The 25,112-nt window shown below is 71.3% G+C and carries 23 protein-coding genes and 1 pseudogene; 10 read left to right on the forward strand and 14 right to left on the reverse strand.

The features are described 5' to 3' along the window. Positions 1-19 precede the first annotated feature (19 nt). Entirely contained in the window at positions 20-826 is an 807-nt protein-coding gene (locus E1295_RS10845; RefSeq protein ID WP_132630113.1) for a hypothetical protein, read from the forward strand. Positions 827-846: 20 nt separating this feature from the next. On the opposite strand, the gene E1295_RS10850 is transcribed toward E1295_RS10845, so the two are convergent. Then, entirely contained in the window at positions 847-1,506 is a 660-nt protein-coding gene (locus E1295_RS10850; protein WP_132630114.1) for a FadR/GntR family transcriptional regulator, read from the reverse strand. 225 nt (positions 1,507-1,731) lie between these two features. Between E1295_RS10850 and E1295_RS10855 the strand changes: the two genes are divergently transcribed. Further along, positions 1,732-3,654 carry a Xaa-Pro dipeptidyl-peptidase gene (locus E1295_RS10855; RefSeq protein WP_132630115.1) on the forward strand — a complete coding sequence of 641 codons (1,923 nt, stop codon included), beginning with the start codon at positions 1,732-1,734 and terminating at the stop codon, positions 3,652-3,654. Between the two features lie 96 nt (positions 3,655-3,750). Here E1295_RS10855 and E1295_RS10860 read toward each other — a convergent pair whose 3' ends face one another. The 6 genes from E1295_RS10860 to E1295_RS10885 form a co-directional block, all read right to left on the reverse strand. Beyond that, on the reverse strand, positions 3,751-5,193 hold the full coding sequence (locus E1295_RS10860) for an RNA polymerase sigma factor (protein ID WP_132630116.1): 1,443 nt from the start codon (positions 5,191-5,193) through the stop codon (positions 3,751-3,753). 55 nt (positions 5,194-5,248) lie between these two features. Next, positions 5,249-6,424 carry an FAD-dependent oxidoreductase gene (locus E1295_RS10865; RefSeq protein ID WP_132630117.1) on the reverse strand — a complete coding sequence of 392 codons (1,176 nt, stop codon included), beginning with the start codon at positions 6,422-6,424 and terminating at the stop codon, positions 5,249-5,251. Then, positions 6,421-7,212 (reverse strand): maleate cis-trans isomerase family protein, encoded by a 792-nt coding sequence (locus E1295_RS10870; RefSeq protein WP_132630118.1) that lies wholly within the window; start codon positions 7,210-7,212, stop codon positions 6,421-6,423. Before E1295_RS10870 ends, E1295_RS10865 begins: the two co-directional genes overlap by 4 nt. Positions 7,213-7,291: 79 nt before the next feature. Beyond that, a complete protein-coding gene (locus E1295_RS10875; protein WP_132630119.1) occupies positions 7,292-7,507 on the reverse strand; it encodes a hypothetical protein in 216 nt (71 codons plus the stop codon). Then, a complete protein-coding gene (locus E1295_RS10880) occupies positions 7,494-7,847 on the reverse strand; it encodes a hypothetical protein (RefSeq protein WP_132630120.1) in 354 nt (117 codons plus the stop codon). Before E1295_RS10880 ends, E1295_RS10875 begins: the two co-directional genes overlap by 14 nt. 314 nt (positions 7,848-8,161) lie before the next feature. Next, complete coding sequence (locus E1295_RS10885; RefSeq protein WP_132630121.1) at positions 8,162-8,902, reverse strand: hypothetical protein; 741 nt, start codon at positions 8,900-8,902, stop codon at positions 8,162-8,164. 223 nt (positions 8,903-9,125) lie between these two features. Between E1295_RS10885 and E1295_RS10890 the strand changes: the two genes are divergently transcribed. Next, positions 9,126-10,382: a helix-turn-helix domain-containing protein gene (locus tag E1295_RS10890; RefSeq protein WP_132630122.1), complete on the forward strand. Its 1,257-nt coding sequence runs from the start codon at positions 9,126-9,128 to the stop codon at positions 10,380-10,382. Between the two features lie 182 nt (positions 10,383-10,564). Further along, positions 10,565-11,398: an SAM-dependent methyltransferase gene (locus E1295_RS10895; protein WP_132630123.1), complete on the forward strand. Its 834-nt coding sequence runs from the start codon at positions 10,565-10,567 to the stop codon at positions 11,396-11,398. 273 nt (positions 11,399-11,671) lie between these two features. Here E1295_RS10895 and E1295_RS10900 read toward each other — a convergent pair whose 3' ends face one another. Next, positions 11,672-12,490 carry a DUF4253 domain-containing protein gene (locus E1295_RS10900; RefSeq protein ID WP_132630124.1) on the reverse strand — a complete coding sequence of 273 codons (819 nt, stop codon included), beginning with the start codon at positions 12,488-12,490 and terminating at the stop codon, positions 11,672-11,674. A gap of 128 nt (positions 12,491-12,618) precedes the next feature. Here E1295_RS10900 and E1295_RS10905 point away from each other — a divergent pair, with 128 nt between their 5' ends. Beyond that, the gene (locus tag E1295_RS10905) at positions 12,619-13,197 is read left to right on the forward strand and encodes an HAD family hydrolase (protein WP_132630125.1); all 579 of its coding nucleotides are present in this window, start codon (positions 12,619-12,621) and stop codon (positions 13,195-13,197) included. An 85-nt stretch (positions 13,198-13,282) separates the two neighbouring features. Here the strand turns inward: E1295_RS10905 and E1295_RS10910 are convergent, their stop codons facing one another. Beyond that, a complete protein-coding gene (locus E1295_RS10910; RefSeq protein WP_132630126.1) occupies positions 13,283-14,392 on the reverse strand; it encodes a TIGR03118 family protein in 1,110 nt (369 codons plus the stop codon). A 120-nt stretch (positions 14,393-14,512) separates the two neighbouring features. Here E1295_RS10910 and ppgK point away from each other — a divergent pair, with 120 nt between their 5' ends. From ppgK to E1295_RS10925, 3 genes are all read left to right on the forward strand, one after another. After that, the gene (gene ppgK / locus E1295_RS10915; protein WP_132630127.1) at positions 14,513-15,238 is read left to right on the forward strand and encodes a polyphosphate--glucose phosphotransferase; all 726 of its coding nucleotides are present in this window, start codon (positions 14,513-14,515) and stop codon (positions 15,236-15,238) included. Positions 15,239-15,333: 95 nt separating this feature from the next. Continuing rightward, positions 15,334-19,215 (forward strand): ATP-dependent RNA helicase HrpA, encoded by a 3,882-nt coding sequence (hrpA, locus tag E1295_RS10920; RefSeq protein WP_132630128.1) that lies wholly within the window; start codon positions 15,334-15,336, stop codon positions 19,213-19,215. Between the two features lie 85 nt (positions 19,216-19,300). Continuing rightward, entirely contained in the window at positions 19,301-19,954 is a 654-nt protein-coding gene (locus E1295_RS10925) for an HAD family hydrolase (RefSeq protein ID WP_132630129.1), read from the forward strand. 21 nt (positions 19,955-19,975) lie between these two features. On the opposite strand, the gene E1295_RS10930 is transcribed toward E1295_RS10925, so the two are convergent. The 5 genes and pseudogenes from E1295_RS10930 to E1295_RS10950 form a co-directional block, all read right to left on the reverse strand. Next, the gene (locus tag E1295_RS10930) at positions 19,976-20,299 is read right to left on the reverse strand and encodes a DUF5709 domain-containing protein (RefSeq protein ID WP_132630130.1); all 324 of its coding nucleotides are present in this window, start codon (positions 20,297-20,299) and stop codon (positions 19,976-19,978) included. A gap of 70 nt (positions 20,300-20,369) precedes the next feature. Further along, complete coding sequence (locus E1295_RS10935; protein ID WP_246079967.1) at positions 20,370-20,684, reverse strand: MerR family transcriptional regulator; 315 nt, start codon at positions 20,682-20,684, stop codon at positions 20,370-20,372. A 52-nt stretch (positions 20,685-20,736) separates the two neighbouring features. Then, the gene (locus tag E1295_RS10940; RefSeq protein ID WP_132630132.1) at positions 20,737-21,168 is read right to left on the reverse strand and encodes an Hsp20/alpha crystallin family protein; all 432 of its coding nucleotides are present in this window, start codon (positions 21,166-21,168) and stop codon (positions 20,737-20,739) included. A gap of 113 nt (positions 21,169-21,281) precedes the next feature. After that, positions 21,282-22,534, reverse strand: a pseudogene (locus E1295_RS10945) (MFS transporter). Between the two features lie 104 nt (positions 22,535-22,638). After that, positions 22,639-24,372, reverse strand: a complete 1,734-nt coding sequence (locus tag E1295_RS10950; RefSeq protein WP_281284730.1) for an ABC transporter ATP-binding protein — start codon at positions 24,370-24,372, stop codon at positions 22,639-22,641. A gap of 69 nt (positions 24,373-24,441) precedes the next feature. Between E1295_RS10950 and E1295_RS10955 the strand changes: the two genes are divergently transcribed. Together E1295_RS10955 and E1295_RS10960 are read left to right on the forward strand one after the other, a co-directional pair. Then, on the forward strand, positions 24,442-24,861 hold the full coding sequence (locus tag E1295_RS10955) for a MarR family winged helix-turn-helix transcriptional regulator (RefSeq protein WP_132630134.1): 420 nt from the start codon (positions 24,442-24,444) through the stop codon (positions 24,859-24,861). 62 nt (positions 24,862-24,923) lie between these two features. Continuing rightward, positions 24,924-25,112: hypothetical protein (locus tag E1295_RS10960; protein ID WP_132630135.1), on the forward strand; the 189-nt coding region annotated here is incomplete at its 3' end.

A 25,112-nucleotide genomic window follows, 5' to 3' on the forward strand; every position in this document is an offset into this window, starting at 1 on the left:
ACACTGCGGAGGTGGTTCCATGAGGACCGTTCTGGCCGCGCTGTCGGCCGTGGTGGTGCTGCTGGTGGCCGGGGGCGTGCCGGCGTCCGCGACGGGCGCGTGGGCGGTGACCTATCTCGACCCGCCGCCGTCCCGGTTCGACGGCGGCACACCGTACGCGCTGGGGTTCTGGGTGCTGCAGCACGGCACCCACCCCTTCGAGGGCGACTTGGAGCCCGTCGGCCTGCGGTTCACCCGCGACGACGGCACGAGCATGCGCTTCGACGGCACGGCCCTGCCGGAGGCCGGACACTACGCGACCTCGGTGGTGCTGCCGGACGGCGTCTGGAAGGTGGAGGGCGTGCAGGGCCTCTTCCCGCCGTACGAGGTGGGCACGCTCACCGTGCCCGGCGCGCTCGACATACGTCCCGTCCCGCCCCACCTGGTCCTGGGCACCCCGCCGGCCGACGCCTGGGGCGCCGTCCACCCGCCCGGCCTGCCGGCAGGCGGCACACCGGAGAAGACGACCCCGGCGAAGTCCGGTGACGGCGGTTCGGACGCGGCGACCCCCGGCGGGTCCGACGCGGCGAAGTCCGGCGACGGCGGGTCCGACGCGGCGGCCGCGGGCACACCGGCCGGCGGCCCGACCGGCAAGGCGGCGGCGGTGCGGGAGCCGGCCTCCGGGCAGGACGGCGGCGGGGTGCCGGCGTACACGCTGCTCATCGCCGCGGCGGTGGGGGCGCTGGGCGCGGTGGTGGTCGCGCGCGTGGCAGGCCCGTGGCGCAGGCGGAACCCCGCCTCACCACCGCCCGGCGGCACGTCGGCCGACACGGTCACCTTCCCGTAACCGCCCACCGCGCCCGTGACCTACAGGCCGCGTTCCTGGCGGTCGAGAATGGCGACGCAGACGGCGACCGCGCGCGCCGCGTCGCCGTCGGCGATCGCCTGGAGCAGGTCGGCATGGGAGCTGTCGGGGTCGAGCGCCGCCTGCTCCTGGTCTCTGACGCTGTCGCGCAGCGCGTCGCCCATACTGCGGTAGAGGTCACCGAGCAGCGCGTTGTGCGCGGCGTCGGCCACCCGCAGGTGGAAGTCGACGTCGGCGTCGGCGAACCCGTCGAGGTCGCCCTCCCTGCCGGACGCGTCCCTGCGGGCCAGCGCCTCCCGCATCGCGGCGAGGTCCTGCTCGGTCCGCCGGCCCGCGGCCAGCCTGGCGGCCACGAGGTCCAGCCCGCGGCGTACGTCGATGATGTCCATGGCGGCCGCGGTGTCGAGCCGGCGGCGCAGGGCGATCTTGGACTCGTCGGTCGCCGTCACGTAGGTGCCGTCACCCTGCCGGGTGTGCAGCAGCCCCGCGTGCGCCAGCACGCGCACCGCCTCGCGTACGGACAGCCGGCTCATGCCCAGGCTCTGGGCGAGCTGGCTCTCGGACGGGATCTTGGTGCCGACCGGCCACACCCCGCTGGCGATCTCGCGGCGCAGCTCCTCGATGGCGGAGTCCACGAGCGAGGTCCGGGCGACGTTTCGCATGCACCTTCTCCTCACCGGCTGTTGACCATCCACCCTAGACGCTGCCCGCGCCGGGCCTGGCGGTGTGCCGTCCAGCGGGCCGGTAACGATGTGATCGCTGCCGGGCGACCCGCCGTCGGCCCCTCCTGTCAGGCGGGATCCGCACCCGATGCTCGGAGATCTTGTCAGGTTCCCCGCTGTCTGCGAGATTGCAGGTTATTTGGTCAATTCCCCCGGAGGTCACGCGTGTCACAATTACGCCCGGCCCTCGTCGCCGTCGCCCTCACCCTGGCGGTCGCGACCCCGGCCCAGGCGGCCGCCACTCCCGCGATCACCGTCGAGAACGGCCGTACGCAACCGGTCTTCTCCTACGCGGACGCCGTCCGCGAGCACGTGTACGTCGAGTCCCCGGTCGACAGTGACCAGGACGGCGCCCTCGACAAGGTCCGTGTGGACATCATCAGGCCCAAGGAGTCCGGCCCCCGGCTCAAGGTGCCGGTGGTCATCGACGAGAGCCCGTACTACGACAACTCCGGCCGTGGCAACGAAGGGGAGCGCAAGGAATACGACGAAGCCGGAAATGTCGCTAAATTTCCGCTCTTCTATGACAACTACTTCGTCCCCCGCGGCTACGCCGTGCTCAACGTCGACATGCTGGGCACCACCCGCTCCGAGGGCTGCCCCGACATCGGCGGCAAGGCCGACGTGCTGGGCGGCAAGGCCGTCATCGACTGGCTGAACGGCCGCGCCAAGGCGTTCAGGGCCGACGGAACCCCGGCCGTGGCCGACTGGACGACGGGCAAGGCCGCCATGATCGGCAAGTCGTACGACGGCACCCTCGCCAACGCCGTCGCGGCCACCGGCGTGAAGGGCCTGGAGACCATCGTGCCCATCTCGGCGATCAGCTCCTGGTACAAGTACCAGCGCTCCAACGGCGTCATCTACAACCACGACTACGCCTCCTGGCTGGCCGGCTACATCGACACCGACCCCGCCGCCAAGTGCCAGGCCGTGCGCGACCGGATGGACGCCGAGGACGGCGACGACACCGGCGACCACAACCGGTTCTGGGCCGAGCGCGACTACATCGACGGCCTGCTCGGCGACGTGTCCAAGGTCAGGGCCAGCGTCTTCGTCGTGCACACGGTCAACGACCTCAACGTCAAGCCCGACAACTTCTCCACCTGGTGGAAGGCGCTGGCCGACAGGAACGTGCCCCGCAAGATCTGGGTCGGCCAGACCCAGCACGTGGACCCGTTCGACTTCGAGGGCCGCAGGACGTTGTGGGTGGAGACGCTGCACCGCTGGTTCGACCACTGGCTGCACGGCGTGCGCAACGGAATCACCCGCGAGCCCCGCGCCGACGTCGAGATCGGCCCGGCGCGGTGGATCACCCAGCGCGACTGGCCGGCGCCGTTCGCGCTCAACGCCTCGCTGCGGCCCGCCCCCGACGGGACGCTCGGGCTCAAGCGCGCCCCCAGGAAGAGCACGGCCTCCTTCACCGACGTCGCCATGAGCGAGAACGACATGGTGGCCGAGATCGGCACGGCGAACCCCGGCCGGGTCGCGTTCACCACCGGGCCGCTCCCGCTCGACCTGCGCCTGTCCGGTACGCCCACCGCCGACCTGCGGGTCAAGCTGGACGAACCCACCTCCAACCTCACCGCCCTGCTGGTGGACTTCGGCGAGCAGCCCCGCGTCGACTGGCGGCGCGGCCAGGGCATCACCACGCTCACCGAGGAGGACTGCCACGGCGAGAGCACCGAGGCCGACGACGCCTGCTACCGCAAGACCGTCACCAACGTGGCCACCCGGCCACTCGAGATCGTCGCCCGGGGCTGGATCGACGTGCAGAACCGCCACTCGCTCAGCCACGCCAAGCCGCTGCCCGTCGGCACGTACGGCACGGTGAAGTGGCTGACGCTGCCGCAGGACTACACGTTCAGGAAGGGCCACAGGATCGGCCTGGTGATCGCCGGGACCGACGCGACCTACAGCGACGAGAGCGGCACCGGCGCCAACGTCACCGTCGACCTGGCGGGCAGCCGCGTCGTCGTGCCGTTCGTGCTGGGGACGCCGCTGACCGACGTACCGAAGGACACGGCCAGGTTCCGCGGCCCCGAGCGGGTGGACCTGCCGGAGCCCGAGCCCGGCTTCCACTTCTTCTAGCCCTCCGGCCGGCCTCGGGTTCCTCAGGGAACCCGGGGCCCGCCGGCCACGATCGGTGCGTGCTCGCCGGCTGCGACCGGAGGCCCCGCGTCCCGGCTAAGGTCGCGGCTGCGTGCCGGCGGCCGGGTGGCCTGGCTCGGCGAGGTGCACGTCCGGCTGCGCGGCGGCCTTGGTGATCACGGCCTGCTGCTGCCCGCCCACGTTCATGAGGGCCCAGATCAGCCCCACCGTCAGCAGCCCCACACCGGCCATCAGGGCGAGCCTGACCACGATCCTGACCGGCGCTCCCGCCTCGGGATCGTCGTCCTCGGACCGGTCGCGCCAGAACTCCTGGCCGCCGTCCCCGCCGGAACCGTTCACGAAGCCGTTCAAGGGGCCGCTCACAGTGCCGTTCAAGGGGCCGTTCAAGGGGTCGTTCAAGGAACCGTTCGTGTGGCCGTTCGCGCGCCCGTTGGCAGGACCGTGCACGGCGCCGTTGAGGGGGATCCCGCCGTACCGGATGATCGCGCCGTCACCGTGCGACGCCCCGTTGCCGTCACCCCTGATGACGGCGCTGTAGACCAGCTTGTCGTTGCCCGCGCCGCCGCGGAAGGCCCGCGTCCGGCTCGGCGGGGTGAACGGGTGCCGCCCGCGCACGGCCGGCGCGGGGGGCAGCCCGTCCATGGGAGGCTCCTGGTCGGCGGCGGCCGCGCCCGCCGCCGACCAGGGCTTTCCCGAGGTCGCCGTCGTGGGGTCGGCGACCGGGACGGATGGCGTGGCGTCGGCGACCGGGGGAGGCGGCGAGGAGCCGGACTCCACCAGTGTGCGGGCCTGCACAGGAAAGCCGTCCGCCCGCCAGATTGGCCCCTCGCCAGGCAGTGGCTGCGCCGACGCCAGCCGGCTGGGAAGTGTGCCGGGCAGTGCCGCGATCGGCAGCCGGCGCAACAGCGCCGCCGCCGTCACGGTCCTGGGCGCGGCCCGGCAGGTCGCACAGGACTGGATGTGGCGGCCGATCCTGGCCCTGGCGCGGCGGCCGGGCGCGCTGACCCAGTCCGCCACCCGCGAGGTCAGATCGGGGCAGCCGTCGGGAGCCCGCGCGGCGATGATCGCGGCGAACCACTCCTCCAGGCCGGCCCCGGCCTCCGCCACGGTGGCGCGGACCTCGCTCTCGCCCATCTCGAAGAGCACGGCCAGCTCGGTGTCCGACAGGCCGTGGCGTACGGACAGGTCGAGCAGCTCGCGCTGCGGCCGCTCCAGGGACAGCAGCGCCTCGGGCAGCAGTTCGGACATGCGGCCGGGACGCGACCACGAGCCGATGCTGGCCGGCTTGGCGACCACCGCGCGGTGCGCGCGGGCCACCGCGTACAACCAGGGGCGGCGCAGGCCGGGATCCCCCACCCGGTCCGCGTACAGGTGCGCCGTCAGCGCCGCGCCCGCGACCGCCTGCTCGGCGTCGCCCGCGGCGAGCTCGGTGCGGCAGTAGTCGTAGAGACGGGCTCCGTGCTTGTCACACAGGTCGCGTACGGCCTGGCGCGCGTCGTCTGACAGGGTTCGCCACATCGGGTGTCACACCTCCTCGGTCGGTACGCGGGAGCACGAGGTCACAGGGGCACGCTCATGACCTCCCGGCGGAGTTGGGGACCGTGTCCAGCAGGGAGGCCTGCGCCAGGTAGGCGCGGGTGGCCTCCGGGTCGCCGGCGATGGCCCGCAGCCCCGCCATGGCCGCCTCCAGCCGGGCGCTGTCGTGTTCCCGCACGCCCGCCGGCCGCGTCTGCCCGCGGGGCACCACGCGCTGCAGCAGCACCGAGCGCCGCCGCCACGCCCACGCCTCCAGCGCGGCGGGCTGGGCGAAGCCGCGGATCACCGCCGCGACCACCTGGCCGAGCTCGACGGCGTCGTGGATGCCGGCGTTCATGTTGAGCCCGCCGACCGTCGAGGTCAGGTGCGCGGCGTCGCCCACGAACAACACCCGCCCGCACCGGTACGAGGTCAGCACCCCCCTCGACAGGGCGAACCGGTCGGCACCCGTCACGCGGATGGGCTCGCTGGCACCCGGCAGCGCCCGCCGGACCAGCAGGGACAGGTTGGCCTGCGACAGCGGCTCGTGCGTGTCACAGGGGATCTTGAAGATGATCCGCCAGTGGTCGGGCAGCCCGAGCAGGGTGCACGACTGCTGCACATCGCGCACGTACGTCAGCGGCGCCAGGCTCGGCAGCAGCCGGTCGAGCGGCGAGTCGGTGAACACCCGCAGTGCCTGCGTCGGATAGGTGGACCGGGGGAACGGCAGCCCGAGCGAGCCGCGCACGGTGCTGTGCGCGCCGTCGGCGGCGATCATGTACCGGGCCCGCGTCCAGGTGTGGCCGACGCGGACCCGGATCCCTGTCCCGCCCTCCGCCACACCGTCCACGTGGGTGCCGAACCGCACGTCCACGTCCGGGTGGGCGCTGAGGGCGGACAGCAGCAGCCGCGTCAGCGAGGCCTGATCGGCGTGGATCCTGAACGGGTGCCTGGTCAGGCCGTCCAGCCGGTTCATGCCCATCTCGGCCAGCACGATCCCGGACCGGTCGCGCCACTGCACGCGGTCGACGACGCGGCCCTCCGCGACGAGCCTGGAGGCGACGCCGAGGCCTTCGAGCAGGTCGAGCGTGGCCGGATGGAAGGTGCACGCCCGCGGTTGCCTGTTGAGCTCCTTCCCGCTCTCCAGCACGGTGACCGGGATGCCCGCCCTGGCCAGGGAGAGCGCCGCGGTCAGCCCCGCGGGGCCCGCGCCGACCACGATGACGCCGTTCATGCCACGCCTCCCACGCGCGCCCCGTGCGAGGCGGCCATGTGGCGGCGGTAGGGGACGCGGCTGAGCGTCACCGGCCGGCCGATGGCCCGCGACAGCGCCCACCAGGCCGTGCAGAGGTTGGAGGTCAGCAGGACCCGGTCGTTCCCGGTGCTGAGCGGCCCGAGCACGGGCAGCGTGGCCGTTCCCGAGCCGGTGAACAGCAGCGCGGCGTCGCCCGGCAGGTCCGCCAGCTCGACCTGCCTGATCAGCTCGGCCGGCGTCACCGTGTACGGCGAGTAGCCGCCCGCCGCGCGGACCTGCACCACCTGGGTGACGGTCATCCCGGCCTTCTTCCAGAACCGCTCGGCCAGCTCCGTCAACCACGGCTGGTACGGCGAGACCAGGGCGATGTCGCTCACCATGAGGTGCTCCATCGCCTCCCGCGCCGCCAGCGTGGCGGAGGCGAACGGAACTCCGGTCCTGGCCGTCAGCTCGTCGCACTGCTCGCGGTCCTGGTCGGGGTCGAGCAGGTACCGCGGCTCGCTGCAGGCCATGACCATCGCGCTCAGCGGCAGGCCGTCGAACGCGTGCACCATGGCGGGCAGGGCCTTGTTGTAGCCCTCCAGCCGCTCGGCCAGCGCGGGCTTGGGGCGCCCGTTGGACAGCGGGTGCCGGGCCGCCGGGATCGGGTTCTGGACGGGGAAGCGGGTGACGTGCATGTCGGCACGCGACCCGAGCAGACGGGTCAGCTCGGGCTCCGCGGAGGGGTTCGCGGGTGCCACGATCACCCCGACCCTGCCGCGGCTCACTGCACCCCCCCGCGACGTGCGGGTCCGGGGGCGACGACGGTGCGCATGGGGTTCCTCCTGCGAGGGGAAGGCGGGAAGGTCACTGGGCGCGGTGCCTCAGGGCCTGGTCGATCTCCGTGATGGCCTGGACGGACACCTGCCGGATGCGGCGCAGCCGGTGCACGCTGCGCGCCGGCTCCGGCGGCGGCGGAACGTCGTCCTGGTCCTCGCCCCAGGACGGCGGCGGCGCGCCGGGCCGTACGCCCCGGGCGTGCACTTCGTGCGGCTGCGGCCTGCGCAGTTCATCGGTGAGCATGATCGCTCCTGTCGTTGGCGGGTCGTTGACCTTGTACATCGAGTTCGCTCTCATGGCCCGACGCCACGGCGACCCGCACCAGCGCCGTGGCGGCGAGCAGGACGGTGGCCGGTGGAACGGCCACCCGCACGGAGGCGTGCCTGGGCGCCGGCCTCAGAAACGGCCGGTCGATCAGTACCGTGGCGCCCGTCACGCCGATCTCCCCACCCCGCACCGCCTCCGTGCCGGTGGCGGCGAGCGCGGTGGCTCGCCGGCGGGGACGGGCGACCGGGGTCGCCGCCTTCGCCGGAGGGCCTGCCGCGTTCGCGCGGTGCCGGCGTGAGGTCGTGGACGACCTCACGCGCGGCCCCGCGGATGCGCCCGCCTGGTACGGCGGACGCGACGTATACCGACCCCAGGCGCAACCCCTCGATTTGACCAGCACGCCAGCCGCTACCGCGCTGGTCAACAGCACCGCGCCGACTAGGTCGGGCACGTGCCGCACGATGCCGGAGGGGCGAGGAAGCGCCGGGGCCGGCGCACAGGTGCCTCTGACCGGCCGCCCACCGGTCGAGGCCTGCCGGGACGCGGTCGTGACGACCACCGCCGCGTCCTGGCAGTGACGGGGCGTACCGAGCGCCGTGACGCCCGGCCCGCCGGAAGGGAAGGCCCGCCTCATCGGGCCGTTCCCGCGCTCAGAGCCCGGTCGGGGACGCTGTTGGGGACGCTGACGCCGACCATGCGCTCCGTCAGCCCCGCCGTGGAGGAGCCGGAGTCGGCCGGCTCCCATGGGTGCGACCCGGCCGGCGCCGCACCGCCGGCCACCGTGCGCGCGACCTTCGAGGCGAGGGCGAGATGTTCGCCGCAGCGCCGGGCCACCTTGGCCTCCAGCCCGGCCACCTGGGCCAGCCTGAGCCGCAGCGGCTCCAGCGACGACCCGCGTTCGAGCCCGTCGAGGTCGGCCAGCCGGGCGGGCCAGCGCAGGGCGTCGCCGCAGCGGGCCTCCACCTCGCCGGGAAGGTCCCTGGCGGGGAAACCGCTGTGGCTCAGCCTGGTGGCGATCATGACGGCGGTGAACGCCGTCCTGTCGAAGTCGGCCAGCCGTCCCGCCAGGGCCGCCCGCAGCATCCTGGCCCGGTGGCTCAGGCAGACCGCACTCCACCCGAGCAACAGCAGCCGATCAGGTCCCGTCTCCGTGTGCCAGCCGGCCAGCCGCAGCTCGCGGGCCATCCGGTGGTAGAAGCGCCAGCGGTGACGAGGGCTTTCGAGCCAGACCTGGACACCGCCGAGCGGCAGGCTCGCGACGTGCACGCCGGAACCGGCGAGGCGTGCACAGATGCGCTGGACCACCTGCTCCTGCCTGCTCGGGGCCGGATCCTCCTGGAACCAGGAACTGCCCGAGGTATCCATGGTCACGTCCGGCCACCTCCTCGTCGAGGACTCTCTTCCAGAACCACCTGGCTGTTAAGTCTCACTTTCCATTCGCTCCGATAGTCTGCTGACGGAGGGGGCTGTGTCAACTGACAGTTTGCGCATAAGTTGATACCTGCTCGCTGGGCAGAGCTTGCCCGCGTGGCAGGGGACAGTGGGGCTCCCGTCCCTTACGCTGGAAAAGTTCACGGGCGGTAGGAGGTGTGCCGTGGCGAACTTCGCCGAACGGCTCGATCTCGCGCTGACCAAGCGCGGCTTCACCGGCGCGCAGGTCGCCTCCACTCTGACGGAGGCGGGCATTCCGATCACGCGTGCCTATGTCAGCCAGTTGCGCACGGGCAAGCAGACCAACCCGACGCTGCAGGTGCTCAGGGCGCTGGCGTCCTGCCTGCAGGTGAGCGTCGGCTGGCTGGTGGGCGACGACTACCTGGAGTCCGGCACCGTGGGGGAGCTCCAGGTGCGGGCGGCCACCCTCGGCCGGTCCGTCTCCGGCCTGTCGGAGGGCTCGCTCGCCGTCCTGCACGGCGTGGTCGAGCTCGCCCGCAGGGCCGAAGGTCTGTCCGACGAGCCCGCGCCCGCCGCCGGCATCCCCGACGCGGCGGCGCCGCTGAGCGATCCGCAGCGCAGGGCGCTCGGCAAGCGGCTGCACGCCCTGCGCCGGGCCGCCGGGCTCTCCGTCGAGCAGGTGGAGACCGCGCTCGGCAAGGGCGCGGCCGCGATCCCCGCCATCGAGGAGGGCCGCATCGCGCCGGCGCCCATCACGGCCGAGCGCCTGCTCACCGTCTACGGCGTCACCGCCCCGCCCGTCCGCGACTACGTGATGGCGCTGGCCAGGGGCGAGCGCGAGACCGCCTGGTACGACGCGCACTCGGTGCCCGTCTGGCTGGCCGCCGCGTACGCGCTCGAACAACGCGCCACGGTGATCCGCACCTACCACAACCAGTTCGTCCCGCCGCTGCTGATGGCCGACGACTACGCCCGGGCCTCCATCGCCGCGGCCGGGCCGGCGATCCTCGGGCAGCGGACGGTCGACGAGGCGCTCGCCCTCGTGCTGGCCCGCCAGGAGGCCATGGCCGACCAGAGCGGCACCGTGGTGTGGGCGATCGTCGACGAGAGCGTGCTGGCCCGCTCCATCGCGGGGCCGCACGTCCAGCTCCACCAGCTCGACCTGCTGCTCGACCACGCCAAGCGGCCCAACGTCTCGCTGCACGTCGTGCCGATGGAGGACCCCGCGTACGTGCCGCGCACCGGCCCGTTCACCATCTGGCGCTTCGCCGAGGAGTTCGAGGCCGACATCGCGTGCGCCCACGGCATCGAGTCCGACGAGCTGGTCACCGAGGCCGGCGCGGTGGAGTCGTACCACCAGGCCTTCACCAAGCTGTCGGTGACGACGACCACCCGCGAGGAGACCTTCGAGGTGCTGAATTCCCATCGTGAACGACTTTCGCGTTCACTGGGAAAATGATCTCTTTCCCGCGTAAATGATCATTATGTGCGAGGCAGGGTAACGCATATATACCGAAAACTAATGGCTTTTCGTGTTGTCATCTGCTCCGTAGCGAGGATCATATGGTGTGGGTCATCGAGTGGGGTCCGAAAGGACAGCTTTTCCCGAGATAGTGGGCGAGGGGAAAGGGGCAACACTCAATGCGTCAGCGTGCCATCCGAAACCTGGCGAAGCTGGAGCCGACCCAAGCAAGGATCACCCGTATTCTCGACGCCGCCGCAGGTGGAAAGAACAACTTCGTGGCGGACCGTGACGCGGTACGCCGGTACGACCAGGCAGCCCCGATCACGACGACGGCCGCACGGGCCGTGCTCCACTATCTGTGCCGTGTGGTCCGTCATCTGGCGAGCGTGGGTGTGGACCAGTTCGTGATCGTCGGAAGTGGTGTCCCCAGCGGCCTGCCGCCCGGCAGGCAACTGCACGACATCGCCCGCGACGCCCTGGACGGCTCGGCGCCGCGCGTGGTGTACGTCGAGAACGACCCGATGGTGCTCGCCGGCGCGAGGGCGACCATCGAGCCCGTCACCGACCTCGTACGCGTCGTAGAGGGCGACGTACGCGAGATCGACGACATCCTCGATGACAGGGTCATGCAGACGTTCCTCGACTGGGACCGGCCCATGGCCGTGCTGCTGCTGTCGACCCACAGCCTGAACGACGACGAGTTCTTCCACTACGTGATCAAGCGGATCAGGCAGGCCGTTCCCGAACGGAGCTACCTGTCGCTGCTGCAGACCACGTTCGACGCGATCCCCCCGGAGCTGCTGCCCGCCATACACGACCTGTTGGCGATGACGCTGCCCGGGCACGCGATTCGTACGAGGGAGGAGGTTGAGGCGCTGCTCGAAGGTCTGGTGCTGGTGGATCCGGGATTGGTGTGGGTCCCGGAATGGCGGCCCGACGGCCACGAGAGCGCCTGTGTCGACCAACCGAGTTCGTCCGGCACCTACGGCGCCGTGGCGCGCATCCCGTGAGGCCGGCCGTGAGAGCGGCGACGGCGGCACGGAGGCGGCCACACAGGGCCCGGCTTCTCCGCCGGCCGGGCCCTTGGACGGAGCGGCGCCGGACCCCGGCGCCGAGGGCACGGAAGGCGCCGGCACGGGCCGCGCCGCCTCACCGGACCCGTGGCCCGCCGCGTCCCGGGTACGGGTGCCGCGGCGATGCCGCCGTACCCACGATTGGGCCGGCCCCGCGCCGGCTTCTCCACCGCGTGAACCCGACGGTGCGGCAACGACCGTGACGCCGGTTCAGTCCCACCAGAAGGACCACGCGTGCCGCCCCATGATCTGCTCGGCATAGCCCTGCAGATCGCCCGGCCCCTGGACGACGTTGTCCGGGCAGAAGGCCCAGTGCTCCGCCGCCACGTGCAGGGCGTGCTCGGGGTCGTCCGGCGGCGCCGCCACGCTCAGGTCGAGCGTGTTGAACCCGACGCTGACCACGCGCGCCCCGAACCGGTCCTCCCAGCTGCGCACGACCGCCGCCAGCGGGACCATCCACTCGTTGTGGTGCAGCGCGCCCTGCCAGCCCATGACGGCCAGGGCGTCCGCGCCCCGGCCGGCGGCGACCAGGCCCAGCGGCATCCCCTTGGCCGCCAGCTCGCCCGCCAGCCAGTCGGCCACCGCCCCGGGATCGGCCTTCAGCACCCCGGGCGCCGCGATGCCCGGGCAGATGGCGCCGTACGGCTCCAGCTCGTCCAGCGCCTCCTTCGGCATCTGCGCCACCCACTCCTCCCACACCTCGGTCATGAACCCCTCGGCGGTGAAGTGATCGATCTGGCGGGGATCGTCCGGCACGACCTGCCCCACCGCCCACGGCTGCGCCGACTCGTCCAGCAGCACCGGCCACAGGCCGCTGTGCGCGTGCCAGGCCCGCAGCAGCGCCCAGTCCTCGCCCGTCGCCGGGTCGTCGCTCATCCAGAACGCCGGCCGCGCCGCCTCGCCCTGCCGGGTGTAGGCGGGATCGGGCCAGACCACGTCGCCAGGCGGGAGCCCGGCGGGCAGCCCGCGCCCCCTGCCACCGTCGGCGAACAGTGCGCACAGCTCGCGTGGCAGCCGGAGATCGTCCATGCCCTACCGTTCCGATACCGAATCCTGTCTCGGAGATGGTAGTGCCGACCGTTACCCGAGCACCTTCGGCGGCGCCGGAAAAGTCATGGCTACTGGCGAGGACGGCGCACACGGCACAATGAGGGACTGTGTTCCCCTTTGACGCTGTCCTGTCCGACCTCGACGGCGTGCTGCGCCACTTCGACCACGCCGCGCAGGCCGACATCGAGGCCCGCTACGGCCTGCCCCTGATGAAGACGGCCTTCGACCCCGAGCTGATCATGCCGCCGACGCTCGGGCACGTCACCGAGGCCCAGTGGGCGGAGTCGATCGCCGTGGCGCTCGGCGGGGACGAGCGGGCCCGCCAGGCCGTCGGGGAGTTCATGAGCATCCGCTTCTGGGTGGACGAGGAGGTCAGGGCGCTGCTGTCCAGGGCGCGGCAGCAGGTGCCCGTCGTCATCGTGACCAACGCGATGGACACCCTGGAACAACACCTCGACCAGCTGGGGCTCACGGGCTTCGCCGACGACGTGGTCAGCAGCGCCAGGGTCGGCGTGGCCAAACCCGACCGGCGCATCTACGAGATCGCCGCGGAGCGCGCCGGGGCAGAGCTCGGACGCTGCCTGTTCGTCGACGACCGGCTGCAGAACGTGGAGGCCGCCAGGGCGCTCGGCATGACCGCCGTGCACTACCGCGGTCACCGGGACCTTGCGGCCGTACTGGGTTGAGGCGGGGCCGGTTGGGACGGGGCTGCCCCCGCCCAGGCCGGCGACCTGCGCGACCGGTCAGGCGGGGGCGGGGGAGTGCGCCCGGTCAGTACCCTCCGTACGGGCTCTTGGACGACCGGGGGGCGGGAGTGCCCGACGAGCCCTTCGACGTGTTCGACGAGGACACCTTCGTGCCCTGCGGCGCGATCACGCCGATCAGGCCGTGCTTGGCGCCGTCGATGCCGGCGGAGAACCACAGGGCCTTCTCGCCGCCGGTGGCGGCGGTGCCGGGTTCGAGGTCCCACAGGCCGGGCAGCACGATCGTCCTGCCGTTCGACTGGCGCAGGGCGCCCAGGTGACGGCCGCTCTTGTAGGCGTGCACGGTCCCGTCGCCGAAGTTGCCGACCAGCAGCGCCCCGGCGTACTGTCCCCAGCCCTTCGGCGCGGCGGTCAGCCCCCAGGGGGCGTTGAGCCCGACTCTGGAGATGCGCCCGGTGAGCCGCCCGTTGCCGTCGAAGCGGCTCACGAACCCCTTGCCCTTGCCGAACACGGGCTTGCCGGTGGCCTTGTCGCGCAGGGCGTAGGCCACCCAGACGTTGCCGTTGACGACGGCGACGTTGTAGGGCTTGTAGGTCGAGGGGACCGCCTTGTCCCTGAACTGCCAGCGCGACAGCCGGATGCGCTCGAAGTCCTCGTCGAAGGCGTGGATGCGCCCACCGGCGAAGTCGGCGGCCAGCAGGAAGGCTCCGTCGTCGGTCTCGGCCAGCTCCAGCCCCTTGTAGTCGGCGCCGCGGGTGAACGCCGCGATGATCGCGTTGGCCGGGTCGGCCTCCGCGTTCCAGCCGGTGATGGCGCCGCTCGGGCTGGAGAAGATGAACGTGGCCGGCTTGCCCTTCACGGTGAAGCCGTCGCCGGGGTTGAACACCTGACCCGTCGGGGCTCCGCCCGGGATGGCCACCTCCGTCTTCTCCTTCTTGCCCGTGCCGGAGTAGACGGTGGCCGTACCGGTGCCGGTGTTGGACACCCACAGAGTTTTGCCCATGGCCAGGCCCCACGGGTTGACGACCTTGGGGTCGGTGACAGGGGCTTTGCCCTTGACGTCCGACACAAGGTTGATGACGTCGAAACGCGTCCTGGTGGTGGCGTGTGCGGGAGTGGTGAGAGTCGCTCCCAGAACGACCGCAACAGCGCAGAGTGTGATGATGCGTGGCCGCATCCGTTGCCTCCTAGTTAGCGCTTGTGACGCGAGATACGCGGGGGGCGGTAAACGGGTTCAGTCAGGTCCGGAAAATGGCGACGCGGGAGTTTTCCCGCAACACGCGGGGAGAGAACGAACATGAACGTGTTGGGCATCGATATCGGCGGTTCCGGCATCAAGGGCGCGCCCGTCGACACGGAAGCCGGAAGGCTGACAGAAGAACGTCTGCGCATTCCGACGCCCCAGCCCTCCACCCCCGGCGAGGTGGCCGACGTGGTCGCGTCGATCGTCAAACACTTCGGCTGGAGCGGCCCCGTCGGCATCACCTTTCCCGGCGTGGTGGTGGACGGCGTCGTCCTGACGGCCGCCAACGTCGACCGTTCCTGGGAGGGCGTCGACGCGGCCGCGCTCTTCGGCGGGGCCACCGTGCTCAACGACGCCGACGCGGCCGGCATGGCGGAGATGACGTTCGGCCAGGGCAGGGGCCGGCAGGGGACCGTGCTCGTGCTCACCTTCGGCACGGGCATCGGCAGCGCGCTGTTCGCCGACGGGCGGCTCGTCCGCAACACCGAGTTCGGGCACCTGCAGGTGCGCGGCAAGGACGCCGAGCACCGGGCGTCGGCGCAGGTCCGCGAGGAGCGGGACCTCAGCTGGAAGGAGTGGGCCGGGCGGGTGGAGGAGTATCTGCGCTACGTCGAGATGCTCTTCACGCCCTCACTGATCGTGATCGGCGGCGGCGTGAGCAAGAAGGCCGGCAAGTTCCTGCCGCACATCACCCTCGACACTCCGGTGGTGCCCGCCGACCTCCGCAACGAGGCCGGCATCATCGGCGCGGCCTGCGCCGCCGCACCCCTCCCGTCCTGAGGCGCGCCGGGATATTGGGATGCGCGGGCGGGCGCGGTCGGGCACCATGGGCGGTTGGCTCCGGGGACGCGGGGCTCAAATATCCTGAAAGCAGTATGGGAACGTCTTCGTTGTCCTCCACTCCGTTCGCCGACCTCCAGTCCCGCCTGCCCGGCCTCATGCCCCGCGACGAGCGGCGGCTGCGGCGCAGGCTCGACGGCATGCGCCGGGTGCGTTCACGCGACGCGCGCGACAAGATCGTCGCGGACATCCTCGCCGAGGTGGAGCGAGCCGAGCAGCGGCTGGTACGCCGCCGCGAAGCCGTACCGAAGGTGACCTATCCGCAGAACCTGCCGGTCTCGCAGCGCAAGGACGACATCCTCGAGGCCATCCGCGACCACCAGGTCGTGATCATCGCCGGCGAGACGGGCTCCGGCAAGACCACCCAGATCCCCAAGATCTGCCTTGAGCTGGGCCGGGGGGTGCGCGGGCTGATCGGCCACACCCAGCCCCGCCGCATCGCCGCCCGCACGGTCGCCGAGCGCATCGCCGACGAGCTCGGCGCCGGCGACGGCCAGGTGGGCGGCGTCGTCGGCTACAAAGTGCGCTTCACCGACCAGGCCGGCGACCGCACGCTGGTCAAGCTGATGACCGACGGCATCCTGCTGGCCGAGCTGCAGCACGACCGCATGCTCGACCAGTACGACACCCTCATCATCGACGAGGCCCACGAGCGCAGCCTCAACATCGACTTCATCCTCGGCTACCTGAAACAGCTGCTGCCCAAGCGCCCCGACCTCAAGGTCGTCATCACCAGCGCGACGATCGACCCCGAGCGGTTCTCCCGTCACTTCGACGACGCGCCGATCATCGAGGTCTCCGGCCGCACCTACCCGGTCGAGGTGCGCTACCGCCCGCTCGACGATGACGACGACCAGACGCAGGGCATCGTCGACGCCTGCAGGGAGCTGATCGGCGAGGGGCCCGGCGACATCCTGGTGTTCCTGTCGGGCGAGCGGGAGATCCGCGACGCCGCCGACGCGCTGACCAAGGCGGAGTTCCGTAACACCGAGATCCTGCCGCTCTACGCCCGGCTGAGCGCCGCCGAGCAGCACCGCGTCTTCCAGCGCCACACCGGACGCCGTGTCGTGCTGGCGACCAACGTGGCCGAGACCTCGCTCACGGTCCCCGGCATCAAATACGTCGTCGATCCCGGCTACGCCCGCATCTCCCGCTACAGCCACCGCACCAAGGTGCAGCGCCTGCCGATCGAGGCCGTCTCGCAGGCCAGCGCCAACCAGCGCAAGGGCCGCTCGGGCCGCACCTCCGACGGCATCTGCATCCGCCTGTACGAGGAAGAGGACTTCCTCAACCGGCCCGAGTTCACCGACCCCGAGATCCTGCGCACCAACCTCGCCTCGGTCATTCTGCAGATGACCTCCATCGGGCTGGGCGACATCGAGGCGTTCCCGTTCGTCGAGCCGCCCGACCGCCGGCAGGTGAAGGACGGCGTCAACCTGCTGCACGAGCTGGGCGCGTTCGACGCCCACGGCAAGCTCACGCCCGTCGGCCGCAAGCTGGCCGGCCTGCCCGTCGACCCGCGCCTGGGCCGCATGGTGCTGGAGGCGGAGAAGAACGGCTGCCTGCGCGAGGTCATGGTGATCGCCGCCGCCCTGTCCATCCAGGACCCGCGCGAGCGGCCCTCCGACAAGCAGCAGCAGGCCGACGAGAAGCACCGCCGCTTCGCCGACCCCGAGTCCGACTTCATGGCCTACCTCAACTTGTGGAACTACCTGCGCGACAAGCAGAAGGAGCTGTCGTCCAGCGCGTTCCGCCGGTTGTGCAAGGCGGAGTTCCTCAACTACCTGCGGGTCCGCGAGTGGCAGGACATCTACAGCCAGCTCCGCCAGGCGCTGGGCGCCCAGCCCGGCAGCCGGCCGGCCGACCCCCAGCAGGTGCACACGTCGCTGCTCGTCGGGCTGCTGTCGCACATCGGCGTCAAGGACGTCATGGAGAAGCGCAACCAGGACGGCCGCAGGCCGATCCAGGAATACCTCGGTGCCCGCAACGCCCGTTTCGCGATCTTCCCCGGCTCGTCCCTGGCCAGGAAGCAGCCGCAGTGGCTCATGTCGGCCGAGCTGGTCGAGACCTCCCGCCTGTGGGCGCGCGTCAACGCCAAGATCGAGCCGGACTGGGTCGAGCCGCTCGCCCAGCACCTCGTCAAGCGCACCTACTCCGAGCCCCACTGGGAGAAGAACCAGGGCGCCGTCATCGCCCTGGAGAAGGTCACCCTGTACGGCGTGCCGCTGGTCGTCGGGCGCAAGGTCAACTACGGCCGCATCGACCCCGACCTGTCGCGCGAGCTGTTCATCAGGCACGCGCTCGTCGAGGGCGACTGGGACACCCACCACAAGTTCCTCAAGGAGAACCGCCGGCTGCTCGAAGAGGTCGAGGAGCTGGAGAACCGCGCCAGGCGCCGCGACATCATGGTGGACGACGAGGCGCTGTTCGACTTCTACGACCAGCGGGTGCCCGCCGACGTCGTCTCGGCCCGCCACTTCGACTCCTGGTGGAAGAAGGCCAGGCACGAGCAGCCCGACCTGCTCACGTTCTCGCCCGAGATGCTGGTCAACGAGGGCGCCGACGTCAGCACCCGCGACTATCCCGACACCTGGCGCCAGCTCGGCCAGCGCATGAAGCTGACCTACCAGTTCGAGCCGGGAGCCGATGCCGACGGCGTGACCGTGCACGTGCCGCTCCAGGTGCTCAACCAGGTCAGCTCCGACGGCTTCGACTGGCAGATCCCCGGCCTGCGCGAAGACCTGATCACCGCGCTGATCAGGTCGCTGCCGAAAAGCCTGCGCCGCAACTTCGTGCCCGCCCCCAACTACGCCAAGCAGGTGCTGGAGGGGGCCGCACCGGGTGGCGAGCCGCTGCTGGAGGCCGTCGAGCGCGAACTGCTGCGCCTGACCGGCATCCGGGTGCCGCGCGACGCCTGGCAGCTCGACCAGGTGCCCGACCACCTGCGCATCACCTACCGGGTGATCGACGAGCGCAGGCGCACGGTGGCCGAGGACAAAGACCTCGACGCGCTGAAGCGCCGCCTCGCGCCGCGCCTGCGCCGGACGTTGTCGGAGGCGGGCGACGACCTGGAGCGTACGGGCCTGCACACCTGGAGTTTCGGCACGCTGCCCAAGGTGTTCGAGCAGGGCCGGATGAAGGGCTATCCGGCGCTGGTCGACGCGGGCGACTCCGTGTCCATCAAGATCTTCGACACGGAGGCGGAGCAGCGCCGCTCCCACTGGCCCGGCGTGCGTCGCCTGCTCCTGCTCAACGTCACCAACCCGGCCAAGTCGCTGCTCGGCGGCCTGTCCAACCAGGCCAAGCTGGCCCTTTCGCGCAGCCCGCACGGCGGGGCGGTGGCGTTGTTCGACGACGTGGTCCACGCGGCCGTCGACAAGCTCATGGGCGACATGGGCGGCCCGGCCTGGGACCCTGCCGGCTTCGACCGCCTCTACCAGCACGTACGCGCCCACCTCTACGACACCTCGGCCGACGTGCTGGGGAAAGTGGAGCAGATCCTCAGCGTCTGGCACGCGGCGGGCGTCCGACTGGGCTCGCTGCGGGAGAGCGCGGCGACCGACGACGTACGCGACCAGCTCGCCCGGCTCGTGCACCCGGGGTTCGTCACCGCCACGGGTCACCGGCGGCTGTCCGACGTCCTGCGCTACCTTCGCGCGATCGACCGCCGGCTGACGAAGCTCCCCGAGGACCCGTGGCGCGACCAGGAGTGGATGGACCGCGTGCACAAGGTCGAGGACGACTATCACGACCTGCGCCAGAAGCTCCGTCCGGCCCGGAGCGACGATCCCGACGTGGTGGAGATCGGGTGGATGATCGAGGAACTGCGGGTGAGCTTCTTCGCCCAGACGCTGGGCACGCCGACCCCGGTGTCGGAGAAACGCATCGCCAAGGCGATGGAGAAGCTCACGCCATGATCACGGATGTGCCACGCGACGTACTCATGGAAAAATCCCTTGTGAGGTGGTCCGCCGGGACCTACATGGCGCGACGGGGGGTTCGATGATCAAGGCTGTGGTGTTCGACGTCGGCGAGACGCTGATCAGCGAGGCGCGCATCTGGTCGCGCTGGGCCGGGCGGCTGGGCGTCGACCCGTTCACGCTGATGGGCGCGCTCGGGGGGATGGCTGCGCTGGACCGTCCGCACAGTGACGCCTTCGAGCTCGTACGCCCCGGTTTCGACCCCGCCAGGGAGGAAGCCGCGTGGGAGCGTGACGATCCCCATGGCATGCGCAACACCTTCGACGCCGACGACCTCTACCCCGACGTGCGCGGGGCCCTGGCGGCCATCCGGGCGGCCGGACACCAGGTGGTCATCGCGGGCAACCAGCCGGAGCGGGCCTACGACGCGCTCGTCGCCATGGACCTGCCGGCCGACTCCGTGCACACCTCCGACGGGTGGGGCGTAGCCAAGCCGGAGCCCGGCTTCTTCGCCAAGGTCGCCGCGGTCGCGGGCCGCGAGCCCGCCGAGATCCTCTACGTCGGCGACCGGCTCGACAACGACGTGCTGCCGGCCAGGGCGGCCGGCATGCGGACCGCGCTGCTCAGGCGCGGCCCATGGGGCCACCTGCACGCCGAGCGCCCGCAGGCCGCCGTCGCCGACGTGATCGTCGGCGACCTGCACGCCCTGCTGCCCGCGCTGAGGCTTCTCGCCTGATCCCAGGCACGGCCTTACCCCTCAGGGGAGGTCCTCGTCGAGGTCGATGCGGACGGCGCGTTCCTCCGCCGAGAGGTCGTCGGTGTCGCCGCTCCGGTCCGCACCGAGTTCCTCGTCGTCCGTGTCGGGTTCGAGCCCCTCATCCGGCTGGGTCAGCCGATGTTTGGGCCGGGGCCCGTGGAGTCGTGACGGCGCCTCCCGCCGCAGTCGCTCGTCGAGCGTGTCCCTGTGCTGAGGGTCGTCCTCGACGACCTCGTGGTGCAGGCCGAGGTCGTCGGTCCACTCCTCGACCTCGATCTCCTGCTCGTCGGCGTAGCCGTATCGGTCCGGAGGTTGTTCGGTCATATCCGCCCCCTACCCGGCAGGCGGTCCGGAATGCTCCTTTCCGGACCGCCCGGGGAGAGCGGGCGTCAGGTCACCGCCGTTCGCCGTTCAGCCGGGAACGGGTCTCGTCGAGCTGCCGGCGCACGTCGGCGAGCTCGCGTTCGAGCTCCAGGATGCGGCGGATGGCGATGAGCGTCATGCCCTCTTCCGTCATGCGGGTGACATGTTGGACGATCATGATGTCGTGGCGGGAATAGCGCCGCTGCCCGCCGCTCGAACGGCTCGGGCTGATGACGTCGTGCTGGTCGAGCCGCCGCAGGAAGGCGTGCTGGACCTGGAGCATCTCCGCCACCTGCCCGAGGGAGTAGAGCGGCGCGTGTTCGTCGTCGAAAGGGAATTCGGACATCATGGCCTCCTCGTGGTCCGGGAGCGGGCCGGGGCCCGCCCCGGACCGCGTGTCAGGCCTTGATGGCCTTCGTCTCACCTCGCTGGATCTCCACCTTGCGCGGCCTGGCCCGCTCGAGCACCGGGATGCGGACGGTCAGCACGCCGTTGGCGTAGCCCGCGTCGATCCTCTCGCTGTCGAGGTGCTCGGACAGGTAGACGCGGCGGGTGAAGGAGCCCATCGGGCGCTCGCGGACGAACTGCCGCTCGTTCTCCCCGATCTCGTCCTCGCGGCGGGCGCTCACGCTCAGCACTCCGCGGTCGACCGTGACCTCGATGGAGTCGGGGTCGATGCCGGGGAGGTCGAAGCGGAGCAGCACGTCGTCGTCGCGGCGCAGCCCGTCCATGGGCATCACGGCGCTGCCGTTGTCGAAGGTCTGCCGCGCCAGCCGGCTGAACTGCCGCTCGAACTCCTGGAAGAACGGGTCGATTGAGGTCAAAAGCATGTTCTGAACCCCCTCGCTGCTTCTCTCGATGGAGCTAACCTCCAACTTCAGTTATAAGTTAACTCCACCAGAGGATGTAGGCAAGTGGAGGGACCCGGATTTTGCCAGGACGGTCAGGCGTTCTCCAGCCGCGGTCGCAGCCCGGCGGCCTGCCTGATCGTCCGGCCCGACAGCCGGGCCAGCGCCGCGGCCGCGAGCAGCGTCGCCACCACGCAGGCCACCCCGCCGATCTCCAGGGCGACCCTGGGCCCCAGGGTGTCGCTGAGCCGGCCGAGCAGCGGCCCGCCGAGCGCGCCCGCACCCGCGCTGACGATCGACAGCGCCGCGATGATCCGGCCGCGCATCGGCTCGGGGCTGTCGAGCTGCGCCCGCGCCGAGACGGTGGTGTCGACGGTCACCGCTCCCGCCGCGATCGGCAACATCAGGGCCGCGAACGTCCACAACTCCGGCATCAGGCCGCTCACCGCCTGTGCGACCCCCGTCACGAACGCCGTGACCAGCAGCAGCCGGATCGTCAGGTGGGGCCGGGAGGCGGCCACGAAGCCGCCGAGCACCGTGCCGACGGCGAACACGGTGGACAGCAGCCCGTAGCCGCCGGCGCCCGCGTCCAGAGGGCCGGCGCTCATGGCCGCCATGGTGACCTGGAAGTTGCGGCCCACGCTGCCCGAGACGAACCAGAGCGCCAGCACCACGAGCAGCCACGGCGTGCGCAGCACGTACCGCAGGCCGTCGCGCACGGCGCCGGGCTGCCGCTCGGCGGTGGCCAGCGGGTGGAACTCGGCGCGGCGCATGGCCGCCACCGCCGCGATCACCACGAAGAAGCTGGCCGCGTTGATCATGAAGAGCCCGCCGTTGCCGGTGAACGGGAGCAGTGCCCCCGCGAGGCTCATGCCCAGGATGCGGCCGGCGGAGCTGAGGATGGAACCGAGCGCCATCGCGTTGGGCAGGTCGTCGGGCGGCACCACCTGGGCGCCGAACCGGCCCAGCGCGGGCCCGCCCAGCGCGGTGACCACGCCTCCGGCCAGCGCCACCCCGTGATCGGCAGTACGGACCCGGAACCCGTCAGGGCGATCACGGCCAGCGCGGCGGCGAGCGCGGCGTGCGCGAGCTGCGCGACGATCACCACGGGCCTGCTCGGCAGGCGGTCGGCCAGCGCCCCGCCCCACATGCCGAGCAGTACGGTCGGCAGCGCCTGCATGACGAGGCTCAGCCCGACGCTGGTCGCCGAGCCCGTCAGCGTGAGGATGAGCCAGTTGACGCCGAGCACCTGCATCCACGTGCCGGTCACGGAGACGATGTCGGCTCCCGCCCAGAGCCGGTAATTGTGGTGACGCAGGGCCCTGAACGTGGGGGAGGAGGGAGACACGGACGATCCTTGCCTTGACGATGATCCGGGGGATTGAACACGGCGTTCCGGGAAGCGGATTCCGATCAGACCGGAATGTGAGGCAAGACACGGTTTATGGTCGTTCAGGCGAGTTCGAGTGGGCGCTCCCGGCTGACGAGGGCGGCGTAGTGGCCGGCGCGGGCCACCAGCTCCTCGTGGGTGCCGCGCTCGACGACGCGGCCGTGGTCGAGCACCACGATCTGGTCCGCGTCACGGACGGTGGACAGGCGGTGCGCGATCGTGATCGTGGTGCGGCCCCGGGCGAGGGCGTCGAGCGCCTCCTGTACGGCCCGTTCCGTCCGCGTGTCGAGCGCGCTCGTCGCCTCGTCGAGGACGAGCACCGGCGGGTCGCGCAGCAAGGTGCGGGCGATGGCCAGGCGCTGCTTCTCGCCGCCGGAGAAGCGGTAGCCGCGCTCGCCGACGAGCGTGTCGTAATTGTCGGGCAGCGCGGCGATGTGGTCGTGGATGCGGGCGGCCCGCGCGGCCTCCTCCAGCTCCTCGTCCGTGGCGGACGGCCGGGCGAAGCGCAGGTTGTCGGCGACCGTGGCGTGGAACAGGTGCGTGTCCTGCGACACCACGCCCACCGCGTCGCTCAGCGTCTCGAACGTCAGCTCCCGTACGTCCACCCCGTCGATCGTGACCCGCCCGCCGGTCACGTCGTAGAGCCTGGGCAGCAGATAGCTGAGGGTGGTCTTGCCCGAGCCCGTCTCGCCCACGATCGCCAGCGACGAGCCGGCCGGGACGGTGATGTTCACGTCGGTGAGCGTGGGCGCGTCGCCGTAGGAGAAGCCGACGTTCTCGAAGCGGACCTCCCCGCGTACGCCGGTGAGCGTGCGCGTGCCGGGATGGATGTCCACCGGCAGGTCCAGATACTCGAAGATCCGCCCGAACAACGCCAGCGAGCTCTGCACCTCGACGCCCAGCCGCAGCAGCGACACCGCCGGGCGGAACAGGCGGGTCTGCAACGTCGTGAACGCCACCAGCGTGCCCACCGAGATGACGCCGGTGTGACCCACGGCCCAGTAGGTCATCGCGGGCATGGCGGCCATGACGATCTGGATCGACGACTGCCGCCAGCGCCCGGCCATGCCCGACCGCACGCCGAGGTCGGCCAGCTCGCCGGAGGCCTTGCGGAACCGTTCGGTGAGCTGGTCCGAGCGGCCCATGGTGCGGCCGAGCATGATGCCGCCGATCGACAGCGACTCCTGCACCATGGAGGCGATGCCGGCCAGCTTGCGCTGCCGCTCGGCGGTGATGCGCCTGCGCTCCGCGCCCACCCTGCGGCTGATCCACACGAACACCGGCAGCAGCAGGAGCGAGATCGCCGTCAGCCGCCAGTCGAGCGCGAGCATCGCGGCGACGGTGGCGATCACGGTGGTGAGGTTGGAGATGATCGAGGTGGCGGTCGAGGTGACCACCGCCTGCATGCCGCCGATGTCGTTGGCGATGCGCGACTGCACCTCGCCGGTCCTCGTACGCGTGAAGAACGCCGGCGACATGCGCTGCAGGTGCCCGTAGACCGCGATGCGCAGGTCGTGCATGACGTGCTGGCCGACCGTGGTCGAGATCAGCGTCTGCAGCACGTCGAAGACGCTGGTCGTGACCGCCACGAGGATCATGCCGAGCGCCAGCAGCGCGAGCAGCCCGGTGTCCCTCGACGGGATGGCCACGTCGAGCACTTCGCGCAGCAGGAACGGCGAGGCCAGCGACACCAGGGACGACAGCAGGATGAACAGGCCCACCGTGGCGAGGCGGCCGCGATAGGCGCCGAACAGCGCGGCGATGCGCCCGAGCGGCGCGCGGGGTTCGTCCGCCAAGGGAGGCTCCTTTCTGATGTCAGCTCAAACAGAGGTTAGCTCATAGTTGTTACCGCTAAGCTTGTCGGTATGGCAGACACGGAGCTCGCGGAGCTCTTCCAGCTCGTCGGCAGACGGCTCCGCCACGGCTACGCGCGACGGCTGGAGCCGCTCGGGCTCAGCCCCGGCCAGGCGCGGGCGCTGCGGGTGCTGGCCGACGCCGAACGCCCGCTGCGGATGGTGCACCTCGCCGACGAGCTGCGGATCGTGCCGCGTTCGCTCACGCCCGTCGTCGACGCCCTGGAGGAGTCGGGCCTGGCGCTCAGGCAGGTCGATCCGGCCAACCGCCGCTCCACCCTGGTCGTCATCACGCAGGAGGGCCGTGACCTCGCCGAGCGCGCGCGCGAGGCGCGCGGGCAGGCGGGCGAGGAGTTGTTCGCGGTGTTGTCGAAGGAGCAGCGCGAGCAGTTGCGAGGACTGCTGAGCCTGGTGGAGGCCCGGTTCGGGTGAGTCGGCACGTCGGGGGTCGTCTGATCGTTGATCTCCGACAAATCCCTCTATACCGTCAATCCGTGAACGCCCTGAAGAAGCTGCTGACGGGTTTACCCGCGATCATCGTGATGATCCCGGTGAGCCTCATGGCGACCCCTGCTTCCGCAGCACCCCCCACCGATCCCGAGTACCCCTGGCGCCAGGACCACTGGCCGCAGACGCAGCCCTGGCAGGTCGACGCACCCGACGACGCCCAGGCCCTGCACACC

Origin of the sequence: Nonomuraea mesophila (assembly GCF_004352805.1) — a bacterium.
Lineage (GTDB): Bacteria > Actinomycetota > Actinomycetes > Streptosporangiales > Streptosporangiaceae > Nonomuraea > Nonomuraea longispora.

Excerpts from the sequence above, each read along its gene's own strand:
- E1295_RS10845 (WP_132630113.1), top strand. The coding sequence starts at position 20 with ATGAGGACCGTTCTGGCCGCGCTGTCGGCCGTGGTGGTGCTGCTGGTG.
- E1295_RS10850 (WP_132630114.1), bottom strand. The coding sequence starts at position 1,506 with ATGCGAAACGTCGCCCGGACCTCGCTCGTGGACTCCGCCATCGAGGAG.
- E1295_RS10860 (WP_132630116.1), bottom strand. The coding sequence starts at position 5,193 with ATGTGGCGAACCCTGTCAGACGACGCGCGCCAGGCCGTACGCGACCTG.
- E1295_RS10865 (WP_132630117.1), bottom strand. The coding sequence starts at position 6,424 with ATGAACGGCGTCATCGTGGTCGGCGCGGGCCCCGCGGGGCTGACCGCG.
- E1295_RS10875 (WP_132630119.1), bottom strand. The coding sequence starts at position 7,507 with ATGCTCACCGATGAACTGCGCAGGCCGCAGCCGCACGAAGTGCACGCC.
- E1295_RS10895 (WP_132630123.1), top strand. The coding sequence starts at position 10,565 with ATGCGTCAGCGTGCCATCCGAAACCTGGCGAAGCTGGAGCCGACCCAA.
- E1295_RS10900 (WP_132630124.1), bottom strand. The coding sequence starts at position 12,490 with ATGGACGATCTCCGGCTGCCACGCGAGCTGTGCGCACTGTTCGCCGAC.
- E1295_RS10910 (WP_132630126.1), bottom strand. The coding sequence starts at position 14,392 with ATGCGGCCACGCATCATCACACTCTGCGCTGTTGCGGTCGTTCTGGGA.
- ppgK (WP_132630127.1), top strand. The coding sequence starts at position 14,513 with ATGAACGTGTTGGGCATCGATATCGGCGGTTCCGGCATCAAGGGCGCG.
- hrpA (WP_132630128.1), top strand. The coding sequence starts at position 15,334 with ATGGGAACGTCTTCGTTGTCCTCCACTCCGTTCGCCGACCTCCAGTCC.
- E1295_RS10925 (WP_132630129.1), top strand. The coding sequence starts at position 19,301 with ATGATCAAGGCTGTGGTGTTCGACGTCGGCGAGACGCTGATCAGCGAG.
- E1295_RS10930 (WP_132630130.1), bottom strand. The coding sequence starts at position 20,299 with ATGACCGAACAACCTCCGGACCGATACGGCTACGCCGACGAGCAGGAG.
- E1295_RS10935 (WP_246079967.1), bottom strand. The coding sequence starts at position 20,684 with ATGTCCGAATTCCCTTTCGACGACGAACACGCGCCGCTCTACTCCCTC.
- E1295_RS10940 (WP_132630132.1), bottom strand. The coding sequence starts at position 21,168 with ATGCTTTTGACCTCAATCGACCCGTTCTTCCAGGAGTTCGAGCGGCAG.
- E1295_RS10955 (WP_132630134.1), top strand. The coding sequence starts at position 24,442 with ATGGCAGACACGGAGCTCGCGGAGCTCTTCCAGCTCGTCGGCAGACGG.